At 69.1% G+C, this 19,644-nt stretch carries 17 protein-coding genes; 8 read left to right on the top strand and 9 right to left on the bottom strand.

Going from position 1 to position 19,644, the window contains the following annotated elements; genetic code table 11:
* Positions 1-36 precede the first annotated feature (36 nt).
* Genes htpG through ACLJRM_RS38835 form a run of 3 tightly spaced genes read right to left on the bottom strand, consistent with a single transcriptional unit; the run spans position 37 to position 4,087 of the window.
* The gene (gene htpG, locus ACLJRM_RS38845; RefSeq protein WP_410665894.1) at positions 37-1,899 is read right to left on the bottom strand and encodes a molecular chaperone HtpG; all 1,863 of its coding nucleotides are present in this window, start codon (positions 1,897-1,899) and stop codon (positions 37-39) included.
* Positions 1,900-1,928: 29 nt separating this feature from the next.
* On the bottom strand, positions 1,929-3,515 hold the full coding sequence (locus tag ACLJRM_RS38840; protein WP_410665893.1) for an alkaline phosphatase D family protein: 1,587 nt from the start codon (positions 3,513-3,515) through the stop codon (positions 1,929-1,931).
* Between the two features lie 44 nt (positions 3,516-3,559).
* Positions 3,560-4,087 (bottom strand): hypothetical protein, encoded by a 528-nt coding sequence (locus tag ACLJRM_RS38835; protein ID WP_101612728.1) that lies wholly within the window; start codon positions 4,085-4,087, stop codon positions 3,560-3,562.
* 81 nt (positions 4,088-4,168) lie between these two features.
* On the opposite strand from ACLJRM_RS38835, the gene ACLJRM_RS38830 reads away from it, so the two are divergent.
* Positions 4,169-5,830, top strand: a complete 1,662-nt coding sequence (locus ACLJRM_RS38830) for a sulfatase (RefSeq protein ID WP_410665892.1) — start codon at positions 4,169-4,171, stop codon at positions 5,828-5,830.
* On the opposite strand, the gene ACLJRM_RS38825 is transcribed toward ACLJRM_RS38830, so the two are convergent.
* Positions 5,827-6,783 carry a helix-turn-helix transcriptional regulator gene (locus ACLJRM_RS38825; RefSeq protein ID WP_101612726.1) on the bottom strand — a complete coding sequence of 319 codons (957 nt, stop codon included), beginning with the start codon at positions 6,781-6,783 and terminating at the stop codon, positions 5,827-5,829. The two genes, ACLJRM_RS38830 and ACLJRM_RS38825, sit on opposite strands and share 4 nt — an antisense overlap.
* A gap of 61 nt (positions 6,784-6,844) precedes the next feature.
* On the opposite strand from ACLJRM_RS38825, the gene ACLJRM_RS38820 reads away from it, so the two are divergent.
* Positions 6,845-8,002 (top strand): epoxide hydrolase family protein, encoded by a 1,158-nt coding sequence (locus tag ACLJRM_RS38820; protein ID WP_410665891.1) that lies wholly within the window; start codon positions 6,845-6,847, stop codon positions 8,000-8,002.
* 468 nt (positions 8,003-8,470) lie between these two features.
* Here the strand turns inward: ACLJRM_RS38820 and ACLJRM_RS38815 are convergent, their stop codons facing one another.
* The gene (locus ACLJRM_RS38815; RefSeq protein WP_410665890.1) at positions 8,471-9,475 is read right to left on the bottom strand and encodes an aldo/keto reductase; all 1,005 of its coding nucleotides are present in this window, start codon (positions 9,473-9,475) and stop codon (positions 8,471-8,473) included.
* A gap of 47 nt (positions 9,476-9,522) precedes the next feature.
* Here ACLJRM_RS38815 and ACLJRM_RS38810 point away from each other — a divergent pair, with 47 nt between their 5' ends.
* Complete coding sequence (locus ACLJRM_RS38810) at positions 9,523-10,875, top strand: PLP-dependent aminotransferase family protein (protein WP_410665889.1); 1,353 nt, start codon at positions 9,523-9,525, stop codon at positions 10,873-10,875.
* Positions 10,876-10,878: 3 nt separating this feature from the next.
* On the opposite strand, the gene ACLJRM_RS38805 is transcribed toward ACLJRM_RS38810, so the two are convergent.
* Entirely contained in the window at positions 10,879-11,421 is a 543-nt protein-coding gene (locus ACLJRM_RS38805) for an ArsR/SmtB family transcription factor (protein WP_410665888.1), read from the bottom strand.
* Between the two features lie 75 nt (positions 11,422-11,496).
* On the opposite strand from ACLJRM_RS38805, the gene ACLJRM_RS38800 reads away from it, so the two are divergent.
* Positions 11,497-12,678 carry an MFS transporter gene (locus tag ACLJRM_RS38800; RefSeq protein ID WP_410665887.1) on the top strand — a complete coding sequence of 394 codons (1,182 nt, stop codon included), beginning with the start codon at positions 11,497-11,499 and terminating at the stop codon, positions 12,676-12,678.
* Between the two features lie 55 nt (positions 12,679-12,733).
* Here the strand turns inward: ACLJRM_RS38800 and ACLJRM_RS38795 are convergent, their stop codons facing one another.
* The gene (locus ACLJRM_RS38795; RefSeq protein ID WP_101612721.1) at positions 12,734-13,093 is read right to left on the bottom strand and encodes an arsenate reductase family protein; all 360 of its coding nucleotides are present in this window, start codon (positions 13,091-13,093) and stop codon (positions 12,734-12,736) included.
* A 90-nt stretch (positions 13,094-13,183) separates the two neighbouring features.
* Here ACLJRM_RS38795 and ACLJRM_RS38790 point away from each other — a divergent pair, with 90 nt between their 5' ends.
* Positions 13,184-13,753: a YdeI/OmpD-associated family protein gene (locus tag ACLJRM_RS38790; protein WP_410665886.1), complete on the top strand. Its 570-nt coding sequence runs from the start codon at positions 13,184-13,186 to the stop codon at positions 13,751-13,753.
* Between the two features lies 1 nt (position 13,754).
* Here the strand turns inward: ACLJRM_RS38790 and ACLJRM_RS38785 are convergent, their stop codons facing one another.
* Both ACLJRM_RS38785 and ACLJRM_RS38780 read right to left on the bottom strand, forming a co-directional pair.
* Complete coding sequence (locus ACLJRM_RS38785) at positions 13,755-14,960, bottom strand: PP2C family protein-serine/threonine phosphatase (protein WP_410665885.1); 1,206 nt, start codon at positions 14,958-14,960, stop codon at positions 13,755-13,757.
* Between the two features lie 9 nt (positions 14,961-14,969).
* Positions 14,970-15,665: a TetR/AcrR family transcriptional regulator gene (locus ACLJRM_RS38780; protein WP_101612718.1), complete on the bottom strand. Its 696-nt coding sequence runs from the start codon at positions 15,663-15,665 to the stop codon at positions 14,970-14,972.
* A gap of 59 nt (positions 15,666-15,724) precedes the next feature.
* On the opposite strand from ACLJRM_RS38780, the gene ACLJRM_RS38775 reads away from it, so the two are divergent.
* The 3 genes from ACLJRM_RS38775 to ACLJRM_RS38765 all read left to right on the top strand — a co-directional run bounded on the left by ACLJRM_RS38775 (position 15,725) and on the right by ACLJRM_RS38765 (position 19,450).
* On the top strand, positions 15,725-16,522 hold the full coding sequence (locus tag ACLJRM_RS38775; RefSeq protein ID WP_410665884.1) for a thioesterase family protein: 798 nt from the start codon (positions 15,725-15,727) through the stop codon (positions 16,520-16,522).
* 78 nt (positions 16,523-16,600) lie between these two features.
* A complete protein-coding gene (locus ACLJRM_RS38770; protein ID WP_410665883.1) occupies positions 16,601-18,655 on the top strand; it encodes a hypothetical protein in 2,055 nt (684 codons plus the stop codon).
* Positions 18,656-19,027: 372 nt separating this feature from the next.
* Positions 19,028-19,450, top strand: a complete 423-nt coding sequence (locus ACLJRM_RS38765) for a DoxX family protein (protein ID WP_410665882.1) — start codon at positions 19,028-19,030, stop codon at positions 19,448-19,450.
* The last annotated feature ends 194 nt before the right edge of the window (positions 19,451-19,644 follow it).

Below are 19,644 nucleotides of genomic sequence, written 5' to 3'. Positions count from 1 at the left end.
CGCGTCTTATCCGGGGAAAGGCCCCTTCAGCTCCGGCTACAGGGTCTTTTCGAGGCGGCTCGCGAGGAGCTTGGTGAAGCGGGCCGGGTCGCCCAGTTCCCCGCCCTCGGCGAGCAAAGCCATGCCGTAGAGCAGTTCCGCGGTCTCCGCGAGCCCTTCGGACTCACCGTTCTCGGTGAACGACGACCGCAGCCCGGCGACCAGCGGGTGGCCCGGGTTGAGTTCCAGGATCCGCTTGATCTGCGGCATTTCCTGGCCCATCGCGCGGTACATCTTCTCCAGCGTCGGGGTGACGTCGTTCGTGTCGCCGACGATGCAGGCGGGCGACGTCGTCAGCCGCGTCGAGAGCCGGACCTCCTTGACCTGCTCCGCGAGCGAAGTCGTCAGCCAGGCCAGCAGCCCGGAGAACTCTTCCTTCTGCTCGTCGCTGGTCTCGTCGAGTTCGACCTCGCCCTTGGCGACCGACTGGAACTGCTTCTCCTCGAAGCCGGGCACCGCGTCGACCCACATCTCGTCGATCGGGTCGGTGAGCACGAGCACCTCGTACCCCTTGGCCTGGAAGGCTTCCAGATGCGGGGAGTTCTCGATGCTCTGGCGGGACTCGCCGGTCAGGTAGTAGATGTGCTCCTGGCCGTCCTTCATCCGCTCGACATACTCGCGCAGCGAAGTGAGCTTCTCCGGGTCATTCGTCGAAGCGAACGAGCAGATGTCGAGGATCGCGGTGCGGTTCTCGTGGTCGTCCAGCAGGCCTTCCTTGACGGCGCGGCCGAACTCCTTCCAGAACGTCTCGTACTTGTCCGGGTTCTCGTCGGCCATCAAGGTCTTGACCGTCGAGAGGACCTTCTTGACCAGGCGACGGCGGATCAGCTGGATCTGCCGGTCCTGCTGCAGGATCTCGCGCGAGACGTTGAGCGAGAGATCCTGCGCGTCGACGACACCCTTCACGAAGCGCAGGTACTCCGGCATCAGCGCTTCACAGTCGTCCATGATGAAGACGCGCTTCACGTACAGCTGGACGCCGCGTTTGCGCTCCCGCATGAACAGGTCGAGCGGCGCGTGCCCCGGCAGGAACAGCAGCGCCTGGTACTCGAAGGTGCCCTCGGCCTGCAGCCGGATCGTCTCCAGCGGGTCGTTCCAGTCGTGCGCGACGTGCTTGTAGAACTCGTTGTACTCGTCTTCGGTGACGTCGCTGGAGGAGCGTGCCCACAGCGCCTTCATCGAGTTGACCGTGACGACCTCTTCGCCCTCGGTCATCCGGATGGGCCAGGTGATGAAGTCCGAGTACTTCTTGACGATCTGCTTGATCTTCGTGGCCGAGGTGTAGTCGAAGAGCTGGTCTTCGGTGTCCTCGGGCTTGAGGTGCAGGACGACCGACGTGCCCTGCGGCAGGTCCGGGACCGTCTCGATGGTGTACGTGCCTTCGCCCTCGGACTCCCATCGGACGCCCTCGTCCGATCCCGCGTGGCGCGTCAGCAGAGTGACCTTGTCGGCCACCATGAAGCTGGCGTAGAACCCGATGCCGAATTGACCGATCAGGTCCTGCGAGGCCGCGGAATCCTTGGTTTCCTTCAGCTTCTTCAGGAATTCGGCGGTGCCGGATTTCGCGATCGTGCCGATCAACGCGACGACGTCGTCCCGGCTCATCCCGATTCCGTTGTCCCGCACGGTGAGGGTGCGGTTTTCGGAATCGGTGTCGATCTCGATGTGGAGATCGTCGGTATCCGCCTGGAGTTCCTTGTCACGGAACGCTTCGAGGCGGAGTTTGTCCAGTGCGTCGGAGGCGTTGGACACCAGTTCGCGAAGGAAGGTGTCCTTGTTCGAGTAGATCGAGTGGATCATCAGCTGAAGCAGCTGACGTGCCTCCGACTGGAACTCGAGTGTTTCGGCAGAGGTGGTCACGCGGCGATATTACCGAGCGCGGAATCGGCTCAAGCCAGCCTCTGCCCGCCCACCTTCACCAGGCCGTCGCCGGTGGCCTGTTCGATCGTCGTGACGGCGGAGCGGCCGTCGGCGTCGACCGTGGCGATCACGTTGCCGAAATGCGGACCGGACACCTTGTCCCAGGTCAGCGGATCCGGTCCGACCCCGCCCCGGCGTGCCCAGCCGCGCGCGATCGCCGCCACCCGCCTCGACCAGGTGGCGGCGAAGGCCAGCCGGAGCGGCCGCGGCATCGCGTTGTGCACCGGGGAGCAGGTGAGCTGGTAGACGGTCGAAGTCACCGGTTCGGGGTACCGCGCTTCGGCGATGTACGCGTGGTGGACGTCGCCGGAGAGCACCGCGATGGTCGCGGGCGGATCTTCCTTCCGCCCCTCGCGGGCGATCATCGCGGAGAGCCGCTCGAACGACGCCCGGAACGCCGCCCAGTGTTCGAGGTCGGCGGCCTGCCGGATCTTCTCCGCGAGCCTGCCGCGCCACCCGGGGCGGTTGCAGGCGCGCTCGTTGAGGGATTGCAGGTGGGAGATGACCGGCGGCAGCAGCCACGGCAGCGAAGATCCGATGAGCAGGTGGTCACAGGCCTCGGCGGCGTTCTCCTCGATCCAGTCGAACTCGTCGTCGTCGACCATCGACCGGGCGCCGCCCGCCAGGATCCGGCCCGCGCGGCTGTCGATGACCAGCAGCCGCACGCCGCCGAAGTCGCGGCGGTAGCTCCAGCGCGCGCCCTTGGTGCCGTCGCGTTCGTTGTCGGCCTCGTCGGCGAACGCGACGAGCAGCTCGGCGTTGTCGCCGCCGGAGGTGATCGCCTTCTGGAAGGTCTCGTCCTCGGCGAGTTCGGCGGGGCCGAGGTTCCCGAGGTGCTGGTAGACCCAGTAGGTCATGATCGCGCCGCGCAGGCGCTCCTTCCACCACGGCTGCGCGCGCATCTGCCGCTGCCAGGTGTACGAGGTGTTCCAGTCGTCGCGGACGTCGTGGTCGTCGAAGATCATCGACGTCGGCACGGTGGAGAGCAGCCAGCGGATCGCCGGTTCGCCCCACGCCTCGAAGTAGAGGTGGGTGTACTCCTCGAAGTCCATCACCTCGGTGCCCGGCGGTTTCGAGGTGTCCCGGCGCTGCTTGAGCCACTCCTGCGTTTCGTCGGTGGTCTCGTCGGCGTAGACCTGGTCGCCGAGCATCAGCAGTGCCTGCGGCCACTCGGTTTCCTCGCCGTCCGCCATCCGGCGGGCGTACGCGGCCAGCGCGTCCGGGCCGTAGACGTCGCCGTCGTGCGGTTTGCGGCAGGAACCGAACACGAGCCGGACCCGGGACTCGTTCTCCGGCAGCGTCCGGATGACGCTGGGCGGGAACTCCGATCCCTGCTCCGGCCACACCTTCTCGCCGTCCACGCGGACTTCGTATTCGGTGCGGGTGCCGGGTTCGAGCCCGGTCAGCACCAGCAGGGCGTAGTGGTGACCGCGGATCTCGAACGTCCTCGCGGTGGTGCCGAGGACTTCGACCTCACTCGCGGTGTCGGTCTCGACCCACACCGTCGCCGATGTCTCGTCGACGTGTCTCAGCAGGGGACCCAGGAGCAAGCTCATTCCTGAAACGGTGCCACAGCCGGGCCAAGATCGTCCGCTGAGCGTCAGCCGTGCTGGTCGGGGGTGAGCTCCTCGCCGAACCGGTAGACGCCGAGGCAGTAGGAGAACCCGGACTCGCTCAGCGGATCCAGGCCTTCCCTGCGGCAGTGGTCGAGGAAGCCCTCGGCCTGCCGCCACTGTTCACCGTCGAACCAGAACACGCCACCGGCGTAGAGGATCGTCGCTCCCGTCTCCGCGTCGACGAGGTTCAGGGACTCGTAGTTCTCGGGACGATTCCGCACCAGCCTGACGAGGTCTTCGGGGACACCGCCATAGAGCGCCTCCTGCACCGAGTAGTCCTCCTCGGCAAACAGGTTCAAGTCCGACTCGTGGTCGAAGGTCAGCAACAGCGCACGCTGGTCCGGTGTGAAGTACCAGACGGCCGACTGTCCGCCACCGTCGTTCCAGGCGAACCGCTCCGCACCGTCCACCTCGACAGGCGTGATCTCGGTGATCGCGTCGATCATCGCGGCACGTCGCCGCACCTCTTGGAGGGGTGTCGCCGCGAGGGCGGCCCAAATCTTGTCGCTCACGGGCGCAGATTACCGACTGAACCGGTTCGGCCCGCCGTCCGTGTAACCGGATGAAGGCTGCCCCCTTGGAAGGAACCTGCGTTGTCGGTTTTCACGCCTCCCGCCCTGGTGGGTCTGCCGGGCGACCGGACGACCGCTCGCGAAATCGCGTCCAGCGCGGTGACCACCCTCTCCGCGGTCCTCGTGCTGTTCGCCCTGCTCGCGCCGAACGACCTCGACAGGCTGACGCCGGAGGCGTTCGTGCGGCTGCCGGTCGAGGCGCTGCTCGGGGTGGCGGTCGTGCTCATGCTGCGCGACGGGGCCCGGCGGACCGTCGCGGTGTCCGCCGGCGCGGTCCTCGGCCTGCTGACCGTCGTCAAGGCCATCGACATCGGGTTCGGGCTCGCGCTGGACCGGCGGTTCAACCCGGTGTTCGACTGGGGTGTGCTCGGCAACGGCGTCGACCTGCTCGGCACGTCGATCGGCCGGACGGGCGCGATCGCGTCCTTCGCCGGGCTGACCCTGCTGGCCGTGGCCGTGATCGTGCTGATGGCGCTGGCGACGCTGCGGCTGAGCCGGGTGGTGGCCGGACGCCGCACCGCGTCGACCCGGGTGGTCGCCGTGCTCGGCGTGGCCTGGATCGGGTGCGCGCTGTTCGGCGCGCAGCTCGCGCCAGGGCAGCCGCTCGCGTCGCGCAGCGCGGTCGCGTTCGCCTACGACGACCTCCGCCAGGTGCGGGCAGGCATCCGAGACCGGGAGTCCTTCGCCGAAGAAGTCGCCGTCGACGCCTTTCGCGACACTCCACCGTCCGGGCTGCTGAACGCGTTGCGGGGCAAGGACGTCCTGTTCACCTTCATCGAGAGCTACGGGCGGGTGGCCGTCCAGGATTCCGACATCGCGCCCAAGGTCGACGCGGTCCTCGACGCCGGGACAGCGCGGCTGCAGAACGCCGGATACGGCTCGCGCAGCGCGTTCCTGACGTCGCCGACGACGAGCGCGGGAAGCTGGCTGGCGCACTCCACGTTCCAGTCCGGGGTCTGGGTGGACAGTCAGCACCGCTACGACGACTTCGTGAAGACCGACCGGTTCACCCTCGGCGGTGCGTTCAAACGCGCGGGCTGGGAAACCGTCGGCGTCGTCCCGGCGCACACCGAGGACTGGCCCGAGGGCAAGGTCTACGGCTACGACCGCTACTACGACTCACGCGGCATCGGCTACCACGGCCCGCCGTTCTCCTACGCCACGATGCCGGACCAGTTCACGCTTTCGGCCTTCCAGCGCGCCGAACGCGCGAAGGCAGGCCACCCGCCGCTGATGGCGGAGATCGACCTCGTCACCAGTCACTGGCCGTGGACCCCGCTCCCCCGCATGGTCGGCTGGGACGCCGTCGGCGACGGCTCGATCTACCAACCCATGCCCTCACAAGGGAAAACGCCCGACGAGGTGTTCACCGACCCGGCCAAGGTGCGCGGCGCGTACGGCGACTCGATCGCCTATTCGCTGAACTCGCTCATCTCGTACGTGGAGACGTACGGCGACGACGATCTCGTCCTGGTGTTCCTGGGCGACCACCAGCCGAACCCGATCGTCGCGGGCGAGGGCGCGGATCGCGACGTCCCGATCACCGTCGTCACGCGGGACAAGGCCGTCCTCGGCAAGATCGCCGGCTGGAACTGGCAGGAAGGCCTGAACCCGGACCGGAACGCGACCGTCTGGCCGATGCACACGTTCCGGGACCGGTTCCTGACGACTTTCGCGCGCTAGCCGACGGCGTCGCGGTACCGATCGGCCAAGGTACGCAAGCAGTCGACCAATTGCGGCGGTCCTTCGACGGTGAAGGGATACCCGAGGAGTCCTAAATGGACGGCCAGGGTCTCGATGCTGTCGGCGCCGGTGTGCAGCACGCACGTCTTCGCGTCGACGGCCTCCACCGTGCCGACGGCCGGGTTGATCCGCGCGGTCACCTCGTCGGCGGGCGCGTGCACGGTGACGTCGGCCCGATGGCGCCAAGCGGCGGACGAGACGCCGCGGCGCACCCGGTCCGTGACGTCCTCGGGCAGGTCGCGCGGGGTGAACCGGGGTCCGATCGGGACGCGCGGGGTCAGCCTGTCGACGCGGTAGGTGCGCCAGTCGCCGCGGTCGAGGTCCCAGGCGACGAGGTACCAGCGGCGTCCCCAGTTGACCAGGCGGTACGGCTCGACCTTGCGGGCGGTCTCCGAGCCGTCGTGGGCCCGGTAGCCGAAACGCAGCTGCTCGTGGTCGCGGCAGGCGGCCGTCAGCACGGTGAGCGTCTTCGCCTCGACCCTCGGGCCGGGCTCGTCCCTGGGCACGGGGATCGTGTACGCCTGCAGCGCGTTGACGCGGCGCCTCAGCCGCGAAGGGAGCACCTGCTCCAGTTTCGCGAGCGCGCGCAGCGACGTCTCCTCGACGCCCGCGATGGTGCCGCCTGCCGCCGTGCGGAGTCCTATCGCGACGGCGACGGCCTCCTCGTCGTCCAGCAGCAGCGGCGGCAGTTCGGCGCCCGCGCCGAGCCGGTAGCCGCCGACGGAACCGCGGGTCGCGTTCACCGGGTAGCCGAGCCCGCGCAGCCGCTCGACGTCGTTGCGGATCGTCCGGGAGCTCACTTCGAGGCGTTCTGCCAGTTCAGTGCCGGTCCAGTCACGGGGTGTTTGCAAGAGGGAGAGCAAACGGAGCAGTCGAGCAGAAGTGTCCAACATATTTTCAGGTTGCCCTCCTATTAGGAACGGCATGTTCCTAATAGGAGCTTACCTTGGTCTCATGAACGAGAACACCGAGATCAGACCCTTCCGCATCGACGTCCCGCAGTCCGAATTGGACGATCTGGCCGACCGCCTCGCGCGGGTCCGGTGGGCGAACGAACTGCCCGCCGATCAGGTCACCGACGGGGTGCAGCGTGGACCGGTCACGCCGGGCTGGGAGTACGGCGTGCCCCTCGACTACGTACAGCGCCTGGTCGCCTACTGGCGTGACGGCTACGACTGGCGGAAGTGGGAAGCGAAGCTCAACGAGTACCCGCAGTTCACCACCGAGATCGACGGGCAGAACGTCCACTTCCTGCACGTCCGCTCGCCGGAGCCCGACGCGACGCCGCTGATCCTGACGCACGGCTGGCCGAACTCGGTCTTCGAGTACCTCGACCTGATCGACCGGCTGACGGACCCGCGTTCGCACGACGGCGATCCGGCCGACGCGTTCCACGTGGTCATCCCGTCCCTGCCCGGGTTCGGTTTCTCGGGCGCCACCCGGGAGAAGGGCTGGAACCGGTACCGCACCGCCCGCGCCTGGGCCGAGCTGATGCGGCGGCTGGGCTACGAGCGCTACGGCACCCACGGGAACGACGCCGGTTCCTTCGTCGCCCCCGAGGTCGGCCGCGTCGACGCCGAGCACGTCGTCGGGGTGCACGTCACGCAGTTGTTCTCCTTCCCCAGTGGTGACCCCGCGGAGTTCGAGGGCATGACGGAGAAGGAACTGGAGTACATGCAGTTCCTCCAGACCTTCAACGACGACATGTCCGGCTACGCGAAGCTGCAGGAGAGCGCGCCGCAGAACCTCGCGCACGCGCTCGCCGACTCGCCGACCGGGCAGCTGGCCTGGAGCGCGCAACTGCTGTCGGGGACGAGCGACGACCACGTGCTCACCAACGCCACGCTGTACTGGCTGACGAACACGGCGGCCTCGGCGGCGCGGTTCTACTACGAGGACAAGCACACCGAGCACCCGAGTGAGCCGACGACGGCGCCGACCGGGCTGGCGAGTTTCGCCTACGACTTCCGGCCGCTGCGGCGCTTCGCCGACCGCGACCACACGAACATCGTTTCGTGGCAGGAATTCGACCGCGGCGGCCACTGGGCGACCCAGGACGCGCCGGACCTGTTGCTCGGGGACATCCGGGCGTTCTTCCGCAAGCTGGCGTAGCGGCTCGTGAGTGGTAAGGGCGGTTCTAACCGTCCTTACCACTCACGAGACCCGTCAGGCTCCGGCACCGTCCAGCACCGCCAGCGTCGCGGATCTGGCCGTCCGACGAGAGCCGGCCGCACCCTGACTGTCCACAAAGGACATCTTTGGGTGGGCAGGTGTCCGATTGGTGCCTATTTGCACGCTTTGTAGGCGGGGTCGTGAGTGGTAATGCGCGTTCTAACCCTCTTTAACACTCACGACTCCCCTCAAAACCGCACATCCAGCCATCAACCGGACCTTCAGCCGTCAGAGAGTGCCCTCGTGGACACTTAAGGAACGATTGGCGCCCGCTGGCCGGTCCAGAACTGTGCCGCGAAGGCCACCTCTCAGCCTTGAAGCCAGCGAAGGGGTCCTTCATCGCAGAGGCTCGGTCACCCCACCTTTGACTTACCCCTCAATAGCCGTCTTTACCACTCACGAGGCCCGTCAGGCTCCGGCACCGTCCAGCACCGCCAGCTGCGACGCGCTCAGCTCCAGCGTGAAGGCCGGCCGGATCGCCTCGTAGTGTTCCCAGGTCCGCGGTCCGATCAGGGGCAGCACTCGCGGCGACGTCTGACGCAGCAGCCACGCCAGCGCGACCTGGTTCCCGGTCGCCCCGGTCTCCGCCGCCACCGCCTCGATCGCGGCCATCCGCGCTTCGCCGTCCGGCCCGGCGTAGGACTGCCACACGGGGTGCGCGAGCCGTCGCGCGGAGTCGTCGTAGATCCCGCGCAGGATCGACGAGTACGCGGCGAGCGCGATGTCTTCGTTGTCCCGCAGGAAATCGAGCATGTCCCCGGTGGCGAGCGACGCCGAGTCGGCCACGGGCCGCAGATATGAATGCTGCAGCTGGACGGCCACCGGCGACGCCCAGCCGTTCCGTTCCGCGAGCGCGCGGATCCGTTCCAGCCGCCAGGAGCGGACGTTGCTCCAGCCGATGTGCCGCACCTTCCCCGCGCGGACGATCTCGTCGAGCGCGGACAGCGTCTCCTCCAGCGGCGTCGCCCGGTCGTCGACGTGGATGTAGTACAGGTCGATGTGGTCGGTCCCGAGCCGCCGCAGGCTTTCGTCGACGCCGCGCCGGATCACGTCGCCGCCCGCGCCCTCGAAATGCCGTCCGATGTAGTCCCAGTCCGCGCTGCCGTCTTCGTGGTACCCCTTGCGCGCGCTGTCGGCGTCGGCGACCCCGGCCGACACCTTCGTCGCGAGGAAGACCTTGTCCCGCCTGCCTTTCAGCAGTTTCCCGAGCAGTTCCTCGCTCTCCCCGCCCGCCGCGCCGGGCACCCACCACGAGTAGCAGTTCGCGGTGTCGAGGAAGTCGCCGCCGTCGTCGAGGTACGCGTCCAGGATCCGTGCCGAGGTCCGCTCGTCGGTGGCGGTGCCCATCGTCATGCACCCGAGCGAGACCTGGCTGACTTTCCGGCCCGTCCGGCCGAGCTCCACCTTTTCCATGGTCTAGACCTTACGAAAAGATCGGTCCGGGACTACAGTCCATTGACATGACGAAATCCCAGACCAATCTGGCTTGGGACGTGCTCCTCGACCTCTCCGGACCGGGTCCCCGGCACGAGCGGCTCACCCGGGCACTCCGCACGGTGATCCGCGAAGGCGCGCTCGGCTCCGGCGCCGCGCTGCCGCCCAGCCGCACCCTCGCCGCGGATCTGGGCTTCTCCCGCTGGGTGATCACGCAGGCGTACGAGCAGCTGATCGCGGAGGGCTACCTCGCCGCGCGCACCGGCTCGGCCACCGTCGTGCGCTGGGTGGCGCCGGGGACAGAGCCCGCGAAACCCCTTCGCCGCCGGGCCGCGCCGCCGGAGATCGACCTCGCGCCCGGTCTGCCCGATCTCCGCCATTTCCCCCGGCAGCGCTGGGCGGAGGCGGTCCGCGAAGTGCTCGCGAACATGCCGCACGGCGAGTTCGGCTACCCCGTCCCGGGTGGACATCCGCATCTCCGCGCGGTGCTGGCCGACTACCTCCGCCGCTGCCGGGGCGCCGTCGTCGACGACGTGCGGATCTCGTCCGGTGTCACCGACGGGTTCGGCCGCGTGTGCCGCGCGCTGCTCGCGGCCGGGATCACCCGTGTCGCGGCCGAGGAGCCCGGCTGGCTGACGCTCCGCCGCGTCGCGACGAGGGCCGGTCTTGAAGTCGTCGGAGTCCCTGTCGACGAAGACGGCCTCCGCGTCGACGAGATCCCGCCCGGCGTGCGGGCCGTCCTCGTGACCCCGGCGCACCAGTTCCCCACCGGCACCGTCCTGTCCCCCGCCCGCCGCGCCGGGCTGCTGAACTGGGCGCGCGACGTCGACGGGCTCATCGTCGAGGACGACTACGACGCCGAGTTCCGCTACGACCGGCGCCCGGTCGGAACGGTGCAGGGCATGGACCCGGCGAGGGTCGCGCTGCTGGGGTCGGTCAGCAAGACGCTCAGTCCCGCGCTCGGTCTCGGCTGGTACGCCCTGCCTCCACAGTGGACAGAGCTGGTCGAACCCTCGCCGTCCCCGCCCGCGCTGGACCAGCTCGCGTTCGCGGCCTTCCTCGAACGCGGCTCGTACGACCGGCATCTGCGCGCGGCCCGGCGGCGCTACCGTTCCCGGCGCGACGCGCTGGTCGGCGCGCTCGGCCCGCTGCCCCTCTCCGGCGTCGCCGCGGGGCTGCACCTCGTACTGGACCTGCCGGGCGGATCCGCGGCCGAGGTGGTGCGACGAGCGGCGGTCAGCGGGCTGCGCGTCGCCGATCTCGACGACTACCGCGCGACTCCTGGCACCCCCGGGCTCGTCCTCGGCTACGGCAATCTCGCGGACGGTTCCGTCGGCACCGCCGCCCGCCTGCTGATCGAGGCCATCAGGGACTCGTGAGGCTCACTCGGCCATGCGGTGCAGCAGGAAGATCCCGTTCAGCAACGGCCTGTCGAGCCGCTGGTGGTCGGTGGCCATGTACTCGTCGAGGATGTCGAGGATGCGGTTGTCGAGTTCGGTGACCTCCTCGGGCGAGAGGTGCAGCGCGAAGCGCTCGACGACCCGCACCGAAGCCGGGCCCGCCTCGCGGAGTTCGTCCTGGAACGCCTCGATCGGCCCGAACCGGGTGTCCTCGTTTTCCTCGTTCAGGGGCCCGTCCAGCCACCAGGTCTTGCCGGCGTTGCGGTACGGCTTCTCGAGCGCGCCGCTCGCACCCGTCCGCACCGGCGCCTGCTCCAGCAGCCCGGCGTCGACCAGCTGCCGCACGTGGTGGAGCACCGTGCCGGGATCCTTGCCGAGCCGGTCGGCCAGCTCCTTGTTGGTCAGTTCCCGCTCCCCGCAGAGCCGGAGAATGCGCAACCGCACCGGGTGACCGAGCGCCTTGGCCTCGCGCGCCGTCGCCTCACGCCGCCGGTCCGCGACCCTGGCGGCGACCTGATCGTCCATGACCGCAGCGTAGCCGAGTGATGGGAGAAATACACATCGATGGAGTTTTCCCCATCGATGTGCGATCCTCGATCGGTGACCGCGCTGGGGACCGCCTACTGGCGACTGTGGAGCTCGTCGGGGCTGTCGAATCTGGCCGACGGGATCGTCAAGGTCGCGCTCGGCCTGGTGGCCGTCCAGTACACCCGGTCTCCGGCGCTCGTCGCGGGGCTGGCGACCGTGTTGTCCTTGCCGTGGCTGGTGTTCGCCCTGCACGCCGGGGTGCTCGCCGACCGCGTCGACCGCCGTCGCGCGATGCTCACCGCCAACGTGATCCGCGCGGGCCTGCTCGCCTCGCTTACGGCCGCGATCGCACTGGGCTTCGGGTCGATTTGGCTGCTCTACGTGGTCGCGCTCGGACTCGGGCTCGCCGAGACCGTCCATGACACGGCCGCTCAGGCGATCCTCCCCCAGGTCGTGGGCCGCGATCAGCTGACGCGGGCCAACAGCCGCCTCTACGCCGCCGAACTCACCGCCAACGAGTTCGCCGGGCCACCGGTGGGCGGCTTTCTCGTCGCCGCGGGCGCTTTCGCCGCGTTCGCGGCTCCCTCGGCGCTCTGGATCGTCGCGATCGTCGCGCTCTTCTTCGTCCCGGGATCGTTCCGCGCCGAGCGGACCCGCGAAACGAGCGTGCGCGAAGACCTCGTCGAAGGACTGCGTTTCCTTTGGGAGAACCGGATTCTCCGGATCCTGGCGATCATGGTCGGCGGGTTCAACTTCGCCACGAGCGCCATGATCACGATCTTCGTGCTCCACGCGGTGGGCCCGTCGTCGGCGATGGGCCTGTCGGAACAGGCCTACGGTTTCCTGCTGTCCGCCATCGCCCTCGGCAGTTTCGCGGCGTCGTTCGCGGCCGAGCGGATCGAACTCGCTCTCGGCCGCACGCGGTCCCTGGTCCTCAGCCTGCTCACCGGCGCCGCACTCGTCGGGATCCCCGCGGTGACCACGAATCCGTATGTGATCGGCGCGGTGTTCTTCCTCGGCGGGGCCGGGGTCGTGGTGTGGAACGTCGTCGTCGTGTCGCTGCGGCAGCGGATCATCCCGGACCACCTGCTGGGACGGGGCACCAGCGGCCACCGGCTCGTCGCTTGGGGCACCAAACCGCTGGGCGCGCTGGCGGCGGGACTGCTCGCGGAGGTCGTCGGGCTGCGGCCGGTGTTCGCGGGTGCGGCGGCGCTGATCCTGGCGCTGGTGCTGCTCTGCCCTCGTGAGTGGTAAGGACGGTTAGAACCGTCCTTACCACTCACGAGACCAAACGCCTCACCGCCGCGGCTCAGCCAGGCAGCACCGACTGCACGGCCTCCGGGGTCCGCGCGACCACGGTCGTGCCGTCGTCGGCGGTGATGATCGGCCGCTGGATCAGCTTCGGATGTGTCGCCAGCGCCTCGATCCACCGGTCGCGGTCGGCGGGCGTGCGCCCCCAGGTCTTCAGCCCGAGTTCCTTCGCGATCGCCTCGGCGGTGCGGGTGATGTCCCACGGTTCGAGGCCGAGTCGCTTGAGGACGGCCTTCAGTTCTTTCGCCGTCGGCGGCTCCTCGAGGTACTTCCGCACGGTGTATTCGGCCCCGGACTCGTCCAGCATCGACACCGCGGACCGGCATTTGGCGCACGCCGGGTTCACCCAGATCTCCATCCGAGACCGCCTCCCTTCAAAAAGTGCTCAGTCGATGAGCACTTTGCTTCCGATGATGGTCACAGACGTTACGACGAGAGGAACCCGGTCATGGACGAGACCACCTTCACCGCCGCCACCCCCGCCGAATGGCGTGCCTGGCTGGCCGAAAACGCCGGCACCGCGAAGGAGGTCTGGCTGATCATCCAGCACAAAGGCAACGGCGTCGCGAGCGTCCGCATCGAGGAGGCGATGGAGCAGGCACTGTGCTTCGGCTGGATCGACGGGCTCCACCGCAAGAACGACGCGACCAGTTCCCGGCTGCGGTTCACCCCGCGCGGCTCCCGGAGTTCGTGGAGCCGGGTCAACCGCGAGCGGGCCGCCCGCCTGATCGCCGACGGGCTGATGACCGCGCGGGGTCGGGCGACGATCGATCTCGCCAAGGAAAAGGGCCGCTGGCAGATGGTGCCCGACGGCGAAGGTGTCCCCGAGGATCTGCGCGTCCGGCTCGACGCCGACGAAGCCGCCGGAACCCATTTCGCGAAGTTCCCGCCGTCGTCGAAAAGGCTGATCCTGGAATGGATTCTGACGGCGAAGAAGCCGGAGACCCGGGAGCGGCGGATCGCCAGGACAGTCGAACTCGCGGCCGTGAACCTCCGCGCCAATCACCCTGTCCGGTGACTCAGAGCTCGTCCCGCCGGGCCACGAGGAGGGCGATGTCGTCCTGTGCCGGCCTCGAGCCGACGAGCGCGGCCATCACCCGCGCGCACACCACCCCGGGCAGTTCGGGGGTGATCACCCCGGCGAGCCGCTGCAGACCCACGTCGATCAGGCGATCCCGGCGCTCCACGAGACCGTCCGTGTAGAAGGCGAGCACGCCGCCGGGTGGCAGATCGATCACCGTTCTTCGCCGCGTCAGTCCCGTGACCCCGATGGGCGGGTCGACCGGGACCTCGACGAACACCGAGGGGCGGCCGGGCACCGCGAGCACCGGAGGGAGATGTCCCGCCAGCGAAATCGCCACGCTGTCCCGCGAAGCCGGTACCAGTCCGTACACGACGGTGGCCAGCGCCCCCGGCTCGAAATGGTGGACCTTCCGGTCCAGTTTGGACAGGACCTCCGCCGGATCGTCCGATTCGAGCGCGTAGGCGCGAAGCGCGCTGCGCAGCCGTCCCATGATCACGGCGGCGTTGAGGCCGTGCCCGGCGACGTCGCCCATCACGACGCCGAGGCGATCACCCGGCAGCGGGAACAGGTCGTACCAGTCACCACCGACCCCGGGTTCGGTACCCGGGACGTACCGCGCGGAGAACTTCATCCCGGCGACGGCGGGCAGCCGTCCCGGCAGCAGGCTCCGCTGGAGCGCCGCCGCGGCCGCGCGGTCGGTGGCGGAGTTGTCGATCTGCAACGCCAGCGCGAGCCTCGCGGCCACCAGCCGGAGCAGGTCGACGTCGGCCTCGGGGAATTCGCGCGGCGTCGTGGATCCGACGTGCAGCACGCCGATCAGCTCGTCCCCGGCCACCATCGGCACCCCGAGCAGGGTACGGAGCCCGCGTTCCCGCAGCAGCGCGTTGACCACGGTGGTCTCGTCGACGTGGTCGAGGATCACCGGACGCCGTTCCGCGGCCACCCGGCCCGCGAACCCCGCGCCGACGGCGATCCGGACGTCCTGGAAGACCTCTTCCTCGATGCCGGAAGCGGCGATGGCGTGCAGCTGCTGGGCTTCCGGCTCGTGCCGCAGCACCGTTGCCGTGTCGACGCCGAGCACTTCGCGCACCCGGCCGAGAATCGTGGCCATCACCCTTTCGGGATCGAGATGCCCCAGCGCGGTGTCGGTGATGGCCTCGAGCACCCGAAGCCGGTCATCGGCGGTCGAAGTCCCGGACATGCGCTGAGCCTAGCCAGTCCGACGGCGCGATGTCGTCCAGCCCGCCGCCAATCCGTCGAGGCTGTCGGCCAGTTCGGCACTCGGCGGAATCGCGTCCCTCGGGACCCGGCAGGCGAGCGCCGTGCCGAGCCCCGCCATCCGGATGACGGTGTCGATCAGCGCTTCCGGCTCCTCCGGCCAGTCGAATCCCGGCTGGGCGATCAGCAGGCTCACGCATCCGTGCATCGCCGACCAGAGGCCCATCGCGAGGACTTCCGGTTCACCACGCAGGATGCCCGCGCGCACGCAGGCGGCCGTCGCGTCGGCGAGGTGCCGGAAACAGGCGACCGCGCCGGGAGACGAGCCGCCGGACGGTCGCATCAGGAGTACGCGGTACTGCACCGGATGGTCCAGGGCGAACCGCGCGTACACCCGCGCGCACCGGCTGAGCGCGCGCATGGGATCGGCGACTTCGGCGGCGTGTTCGCGCATCCGCTGCGCGAGTTCGTCCCAGACCCCCAGACAGACGGCCTCCAGCAACGCGTCACGGCTCGGGAAGTGCGCGTAGACCGACGGTGTGGAGACGCCGGTCCGCCGCGCGACCGCGCGCAGCGTCAGCGCCTCGTCGGTCCCCGTCTCGGCGAGCAGGGCGTCGGCGGCGCGCAGGATCTCGCCCCGCAGCTTCTCCCCTTCGCCCGGCCGCGCCTTCGTCCGCTTCGCGCCCATGCCGTGATGCTGCCAGCATTGACTTGACACCGTCAACTTGACGATGTCAGCTTGAGCGTATGGCGCATTTCCAGACCGCGACCGCCCTGGTCCGCCGGGGCGACGGCCCGGTGTTCGACACCGAACTCGATCCACAGTGGACGATCGGGGCGAAGCTGCACGGCGGCTACCTGCTCGCCGTCCTCGCCAAGGCCGCCGCGGCGGTCTCCGCGCATCCGCATCTGACCGCGATCAGCGGCTCGTTCTCGGTGGCCCCGGAGCCCGGCCCCGCGGTCGTCGAGGTCGAGGTCCTGCGCGAAGGCCGCGGCCTCACCCAGCTGCGCGCGCGGCTGAGCCAGCACGGCGCGCCCTGCACCGAGGCCCTGATCACCCAGGGCGTCCTGACGGACGGCGACGCGTGGTGGTCCGGAGTGGATCCGGTCGAGATCCCGCCGGAGCAGGACTGCCTTCCCGTACCCGCCGACGGCGGCGGCGGGTTCCGCATCGGCCTGATGGACGTCGTCGAGCAGCGGCTCGACCCGGCCTCGGCCGGTTTCGCGGTGGGACAGCCGTCCCGAAAAGGCGTCATCTCGTCCTGGTTGCGGCTCGCCGACGGCACCGACTGGGATCCGGTGAGCCTGCTCGTGGCGCTCGACCCGGTACCCCCGATCTCCTACGACCTCGGCATCGCGGGCTGGGCGCCGACCGTCCAGTTCACCGCGTACCTGCGCGGGATCCCGGCGCCGGGCCCGGTCCGGGTGCGGATGCGGGCGGGCGAGATCGGCGGCGACCGCATGGACGAGGTCGCGGAACTTTGGGACGAAAAGAACCGATTGATCGGGCAAGCCACCCAAATTGCCGCCGTGCGCGTCCCCTGATCCACCCGAAAGCAGGGTCATGACGGAACTCCGGGAGTTAAGATCCGGCGTCGACGTCATTGTTCTGGGGGCAGGACCATGGAAGTGGAATCACGCCGCGCGGACGCGGGCGGCTCCGACGGGGACGGGGCCGAAATCACCCGGCTCTGCCGGACCCTGGTGCCGCTGGCGGCCGCCGGTAAGCACGCCGAGGCCGCGTCGACCTACCGGTGGGTGACCAGGGCGTCCATGGGTGCTCCGCGTCAGTACGGCGACCACGCGCTCCGGCTGGAGTTCTGCGCGCTCACCGGCAACGAGCACACCGGTTTCGATCTTCTGTCGCTTTTGGACGGTGTCGGCGACCATTCGGACGCCGTCGGCAGGCTGGAGTTCTTCGCGTCGGCCGCTTTGCTCACCCGGCGGTTGACGGAAACCGGATACGGCGAAACCCGGTTCGTTCTCAACGGCCCGTACGACGGCCTTTCCCTGCGGCTGCTGCACCGGCGGATGCGGGCGGCGGCGTTCGTCGAGGCCGAGGAACTCGACGAACGCGATCAGACCGCTTACTTCACCGCGCACGCCGAGCGGAAGATGGCCGCGAAACCGGTCGCTGAATTCGTTCCGCTCCTGCCTGCCGCACTCCCCCGGGTCCCGATCCTGCCCCCGCCGGACCTGTCGGCGGAGGAACTCGTCGTCCGGGCCGAAATCCACAATCACCGGTCCGAACCGGAGGAGGCGCGGGCCTGTCTCGCCGCGATCGGCACCGTCGGAGACGAGATCGCCCCGCGGCTGGCGGAACTGCGCGCGATCTTCTTCCAGGGCGACGACACCGAGGAACGGCTGCGCCGCGCGGCCGCCGGATTCCGGCGGCACGGCGACGAAATCCGGTTCCTGCTCAACCAATGCTGGCTCGGCCTGTGGCTCGTCTTCGACGATCAGGCGGAGACCGGGGTCGCGTTGACGACGGTCGCCGCGGCGCGATTGCGCGCCGGCACCGACGATCGCGCCGCCTGCTGGGGCGAATACTGGCTGGCACACGTGCTTTCCGGGCAAGGACGCACTCCCGAGGCGTACGAGGCCTTGCGGCGTGGCGCCGAACGGGCCCGTGAAGCGGGCGATCCCTTGCTCCACGGCACTCTTCTGTGCCTGGAGGCGTCGCTGCGGAACGGCGACGGCGAGGATCCGGCGACCACCTTGGAACTCGCGCAGGCGGCAACGGACGCCTTCATCGTCGGCAACGTCGGCGAGAAGGCCGTCGAAGCCGTCGAACAGGTCCGGATCGCCTACGAACGAGCAGGATCGCTCGACGAGTTGGACGTCTTCGTGGAGCACCTGCTGGTGACGCTGCCCGTCGGCGGCCCGGAACGGTTGCGCGGGCACCTCCGTCAGCTGCGGGCGTTGTCCCTGATCGGCACCGGCCGATTCGCGGAAGCCGTCGACGACGCCTACGCGTCTCTCGGTGTCGCCGCGTCGAAAGGCAAGGACAACGCGGAACATTGGTACGTCCTCGTCACCGCACTGCACGGCGCCGGCCGCTACGACGAAGTCCTCGACGTCGCACCCCACGCCATCGACCTGCTCACCGGACTGCCGGACTGGGGCCACCGCTGCCGGTGGATGTACGCCGACACCTACCGCGCGCTCGGCGAGTCTTCGCGCGCCTTCAACGAATACGCCGTCCTCGCCGAAATCCTGGAGGAGTCGGGCGACACCGGGCACTCGTACATCTCGGTGAGTATGGCCGCCGCCGAACAACTGGACCTGCTCGGTTACGGCGCGAACGCCGCCGACTTCTACGCGCGGGCGGCCGACGCGGCGCTGGCGATCGGCGGCGGATACGTGGCCGCCACCTGCCGGAACGCCGCGACGCTTTCCCGGCTGCGGTCCGGCGACCTGGACGCGGCGCTGACCGCGCTCGACGCCGCGGAAACCGCCGTGCACGCCGTGGAAACCGAAACCGCGCCCGCCAGGGACCATCTCATCGCCCAGCTCGATCACGTCGCGGCCCACGTGCTCAGCGCCGCGGGCCGGATCCGCGAAGCCGCCCGGCGCGCGCTCCGCGCCGCCGAAACCTTCCACCGGATAGGCGAAGCCGAGTCCGCCCGCGACGTCGACCTGCTGCTCGAACAGATACTTCTCGGCGAACAAAAGTGACGAAGTGTCCTGCTCTGTCAGTGACACGCTCACCATTCGCCGCTTGGGACTCCTGCCGGTCTAGACATGACCAGAAGATTCCTGAGACTCGTGGCAGGCGCCGGTCCCGGCCTGAGTCGCGTTTAGTCCTCTAGATGCTGTTCGGGTTAGCGCGTGAAGGCCCCACCGGCGACGTCTCCCAGACGCTGGCACCGGGGCGATCACAGGTCCGTGAAGGCCTCCTTCCCTACGCTCAAGGTAAGGAAGGAGACCTTCACGGACACCGGAACAGCAACTCTGGCCCCGTCAGTCGGAACGGCAGCGCGTGAAGGTCCCCTTCACGTACTTCAGGCGACCTTGCCAGCCCTCGCGACCCGGAGAAAAATGCCCGTCATGCCCGACGCAGCCAGCGGTACCCGAAGCCTGTCCCTCGGCTCGATCGCGCTGTGGATCGTGCGCGTCGCGCTGGCGGCCGAGTTCCTCTACAGCGGTTACCTGCTGTTCGCCGGCGGCCACACCGAACAGACCTTCGCCGAGATCGGGCTCGGGCAGTGGCTCCGGTACGTCACCGGCGTCCTGGAGGCCGGCGGAGCGATCGGCCTGCTCGTCCCCCGCCTCGGCGGGCCCGCGGCGCTGCTGCTGGCGGGCGTCATGGTGGGCGCGAGTGTCACCGAGCTGTTCATCCTCACCAACGGCGGCCCGGTCCTCCCCCTGATCCTGCTGATCGTCTCCGCGACCCTGGCGTGGTTCCTGCAGGATCAGACCCGCGCGCTCCTCGGAATCGAGCCTCCCGCAGACGACGAGGACCACCACTAGGCGAACGCCAGGCCACCGTCCTCCGAACGGCGCAACGGCCTCCCGCCGAATGCACCGATCACCGGAACAGTCAACGAAAAACCGCATGTCAGCGCGCCTCGCGAGCGCTTGTCGACAGCGCCGAAAACCGATCATCAGCGTGATCACGCGCTCACTCAAGGTGAAAGATTGCGGCTCGTTTACAACGAACCGGC

The organism is Amycolatopsis sp. lyj-84 (assembly GCF_046549075.1).
Taxonomy (GTDB): Bacteria; Actinomycetota; Actinomycetes; order Mycobacteriales; family Pseudonocardiaceae; genus Amycolatopsis.
This window is presented reverse-complemented; position numbering and strand designations above follow the sequence as displayed.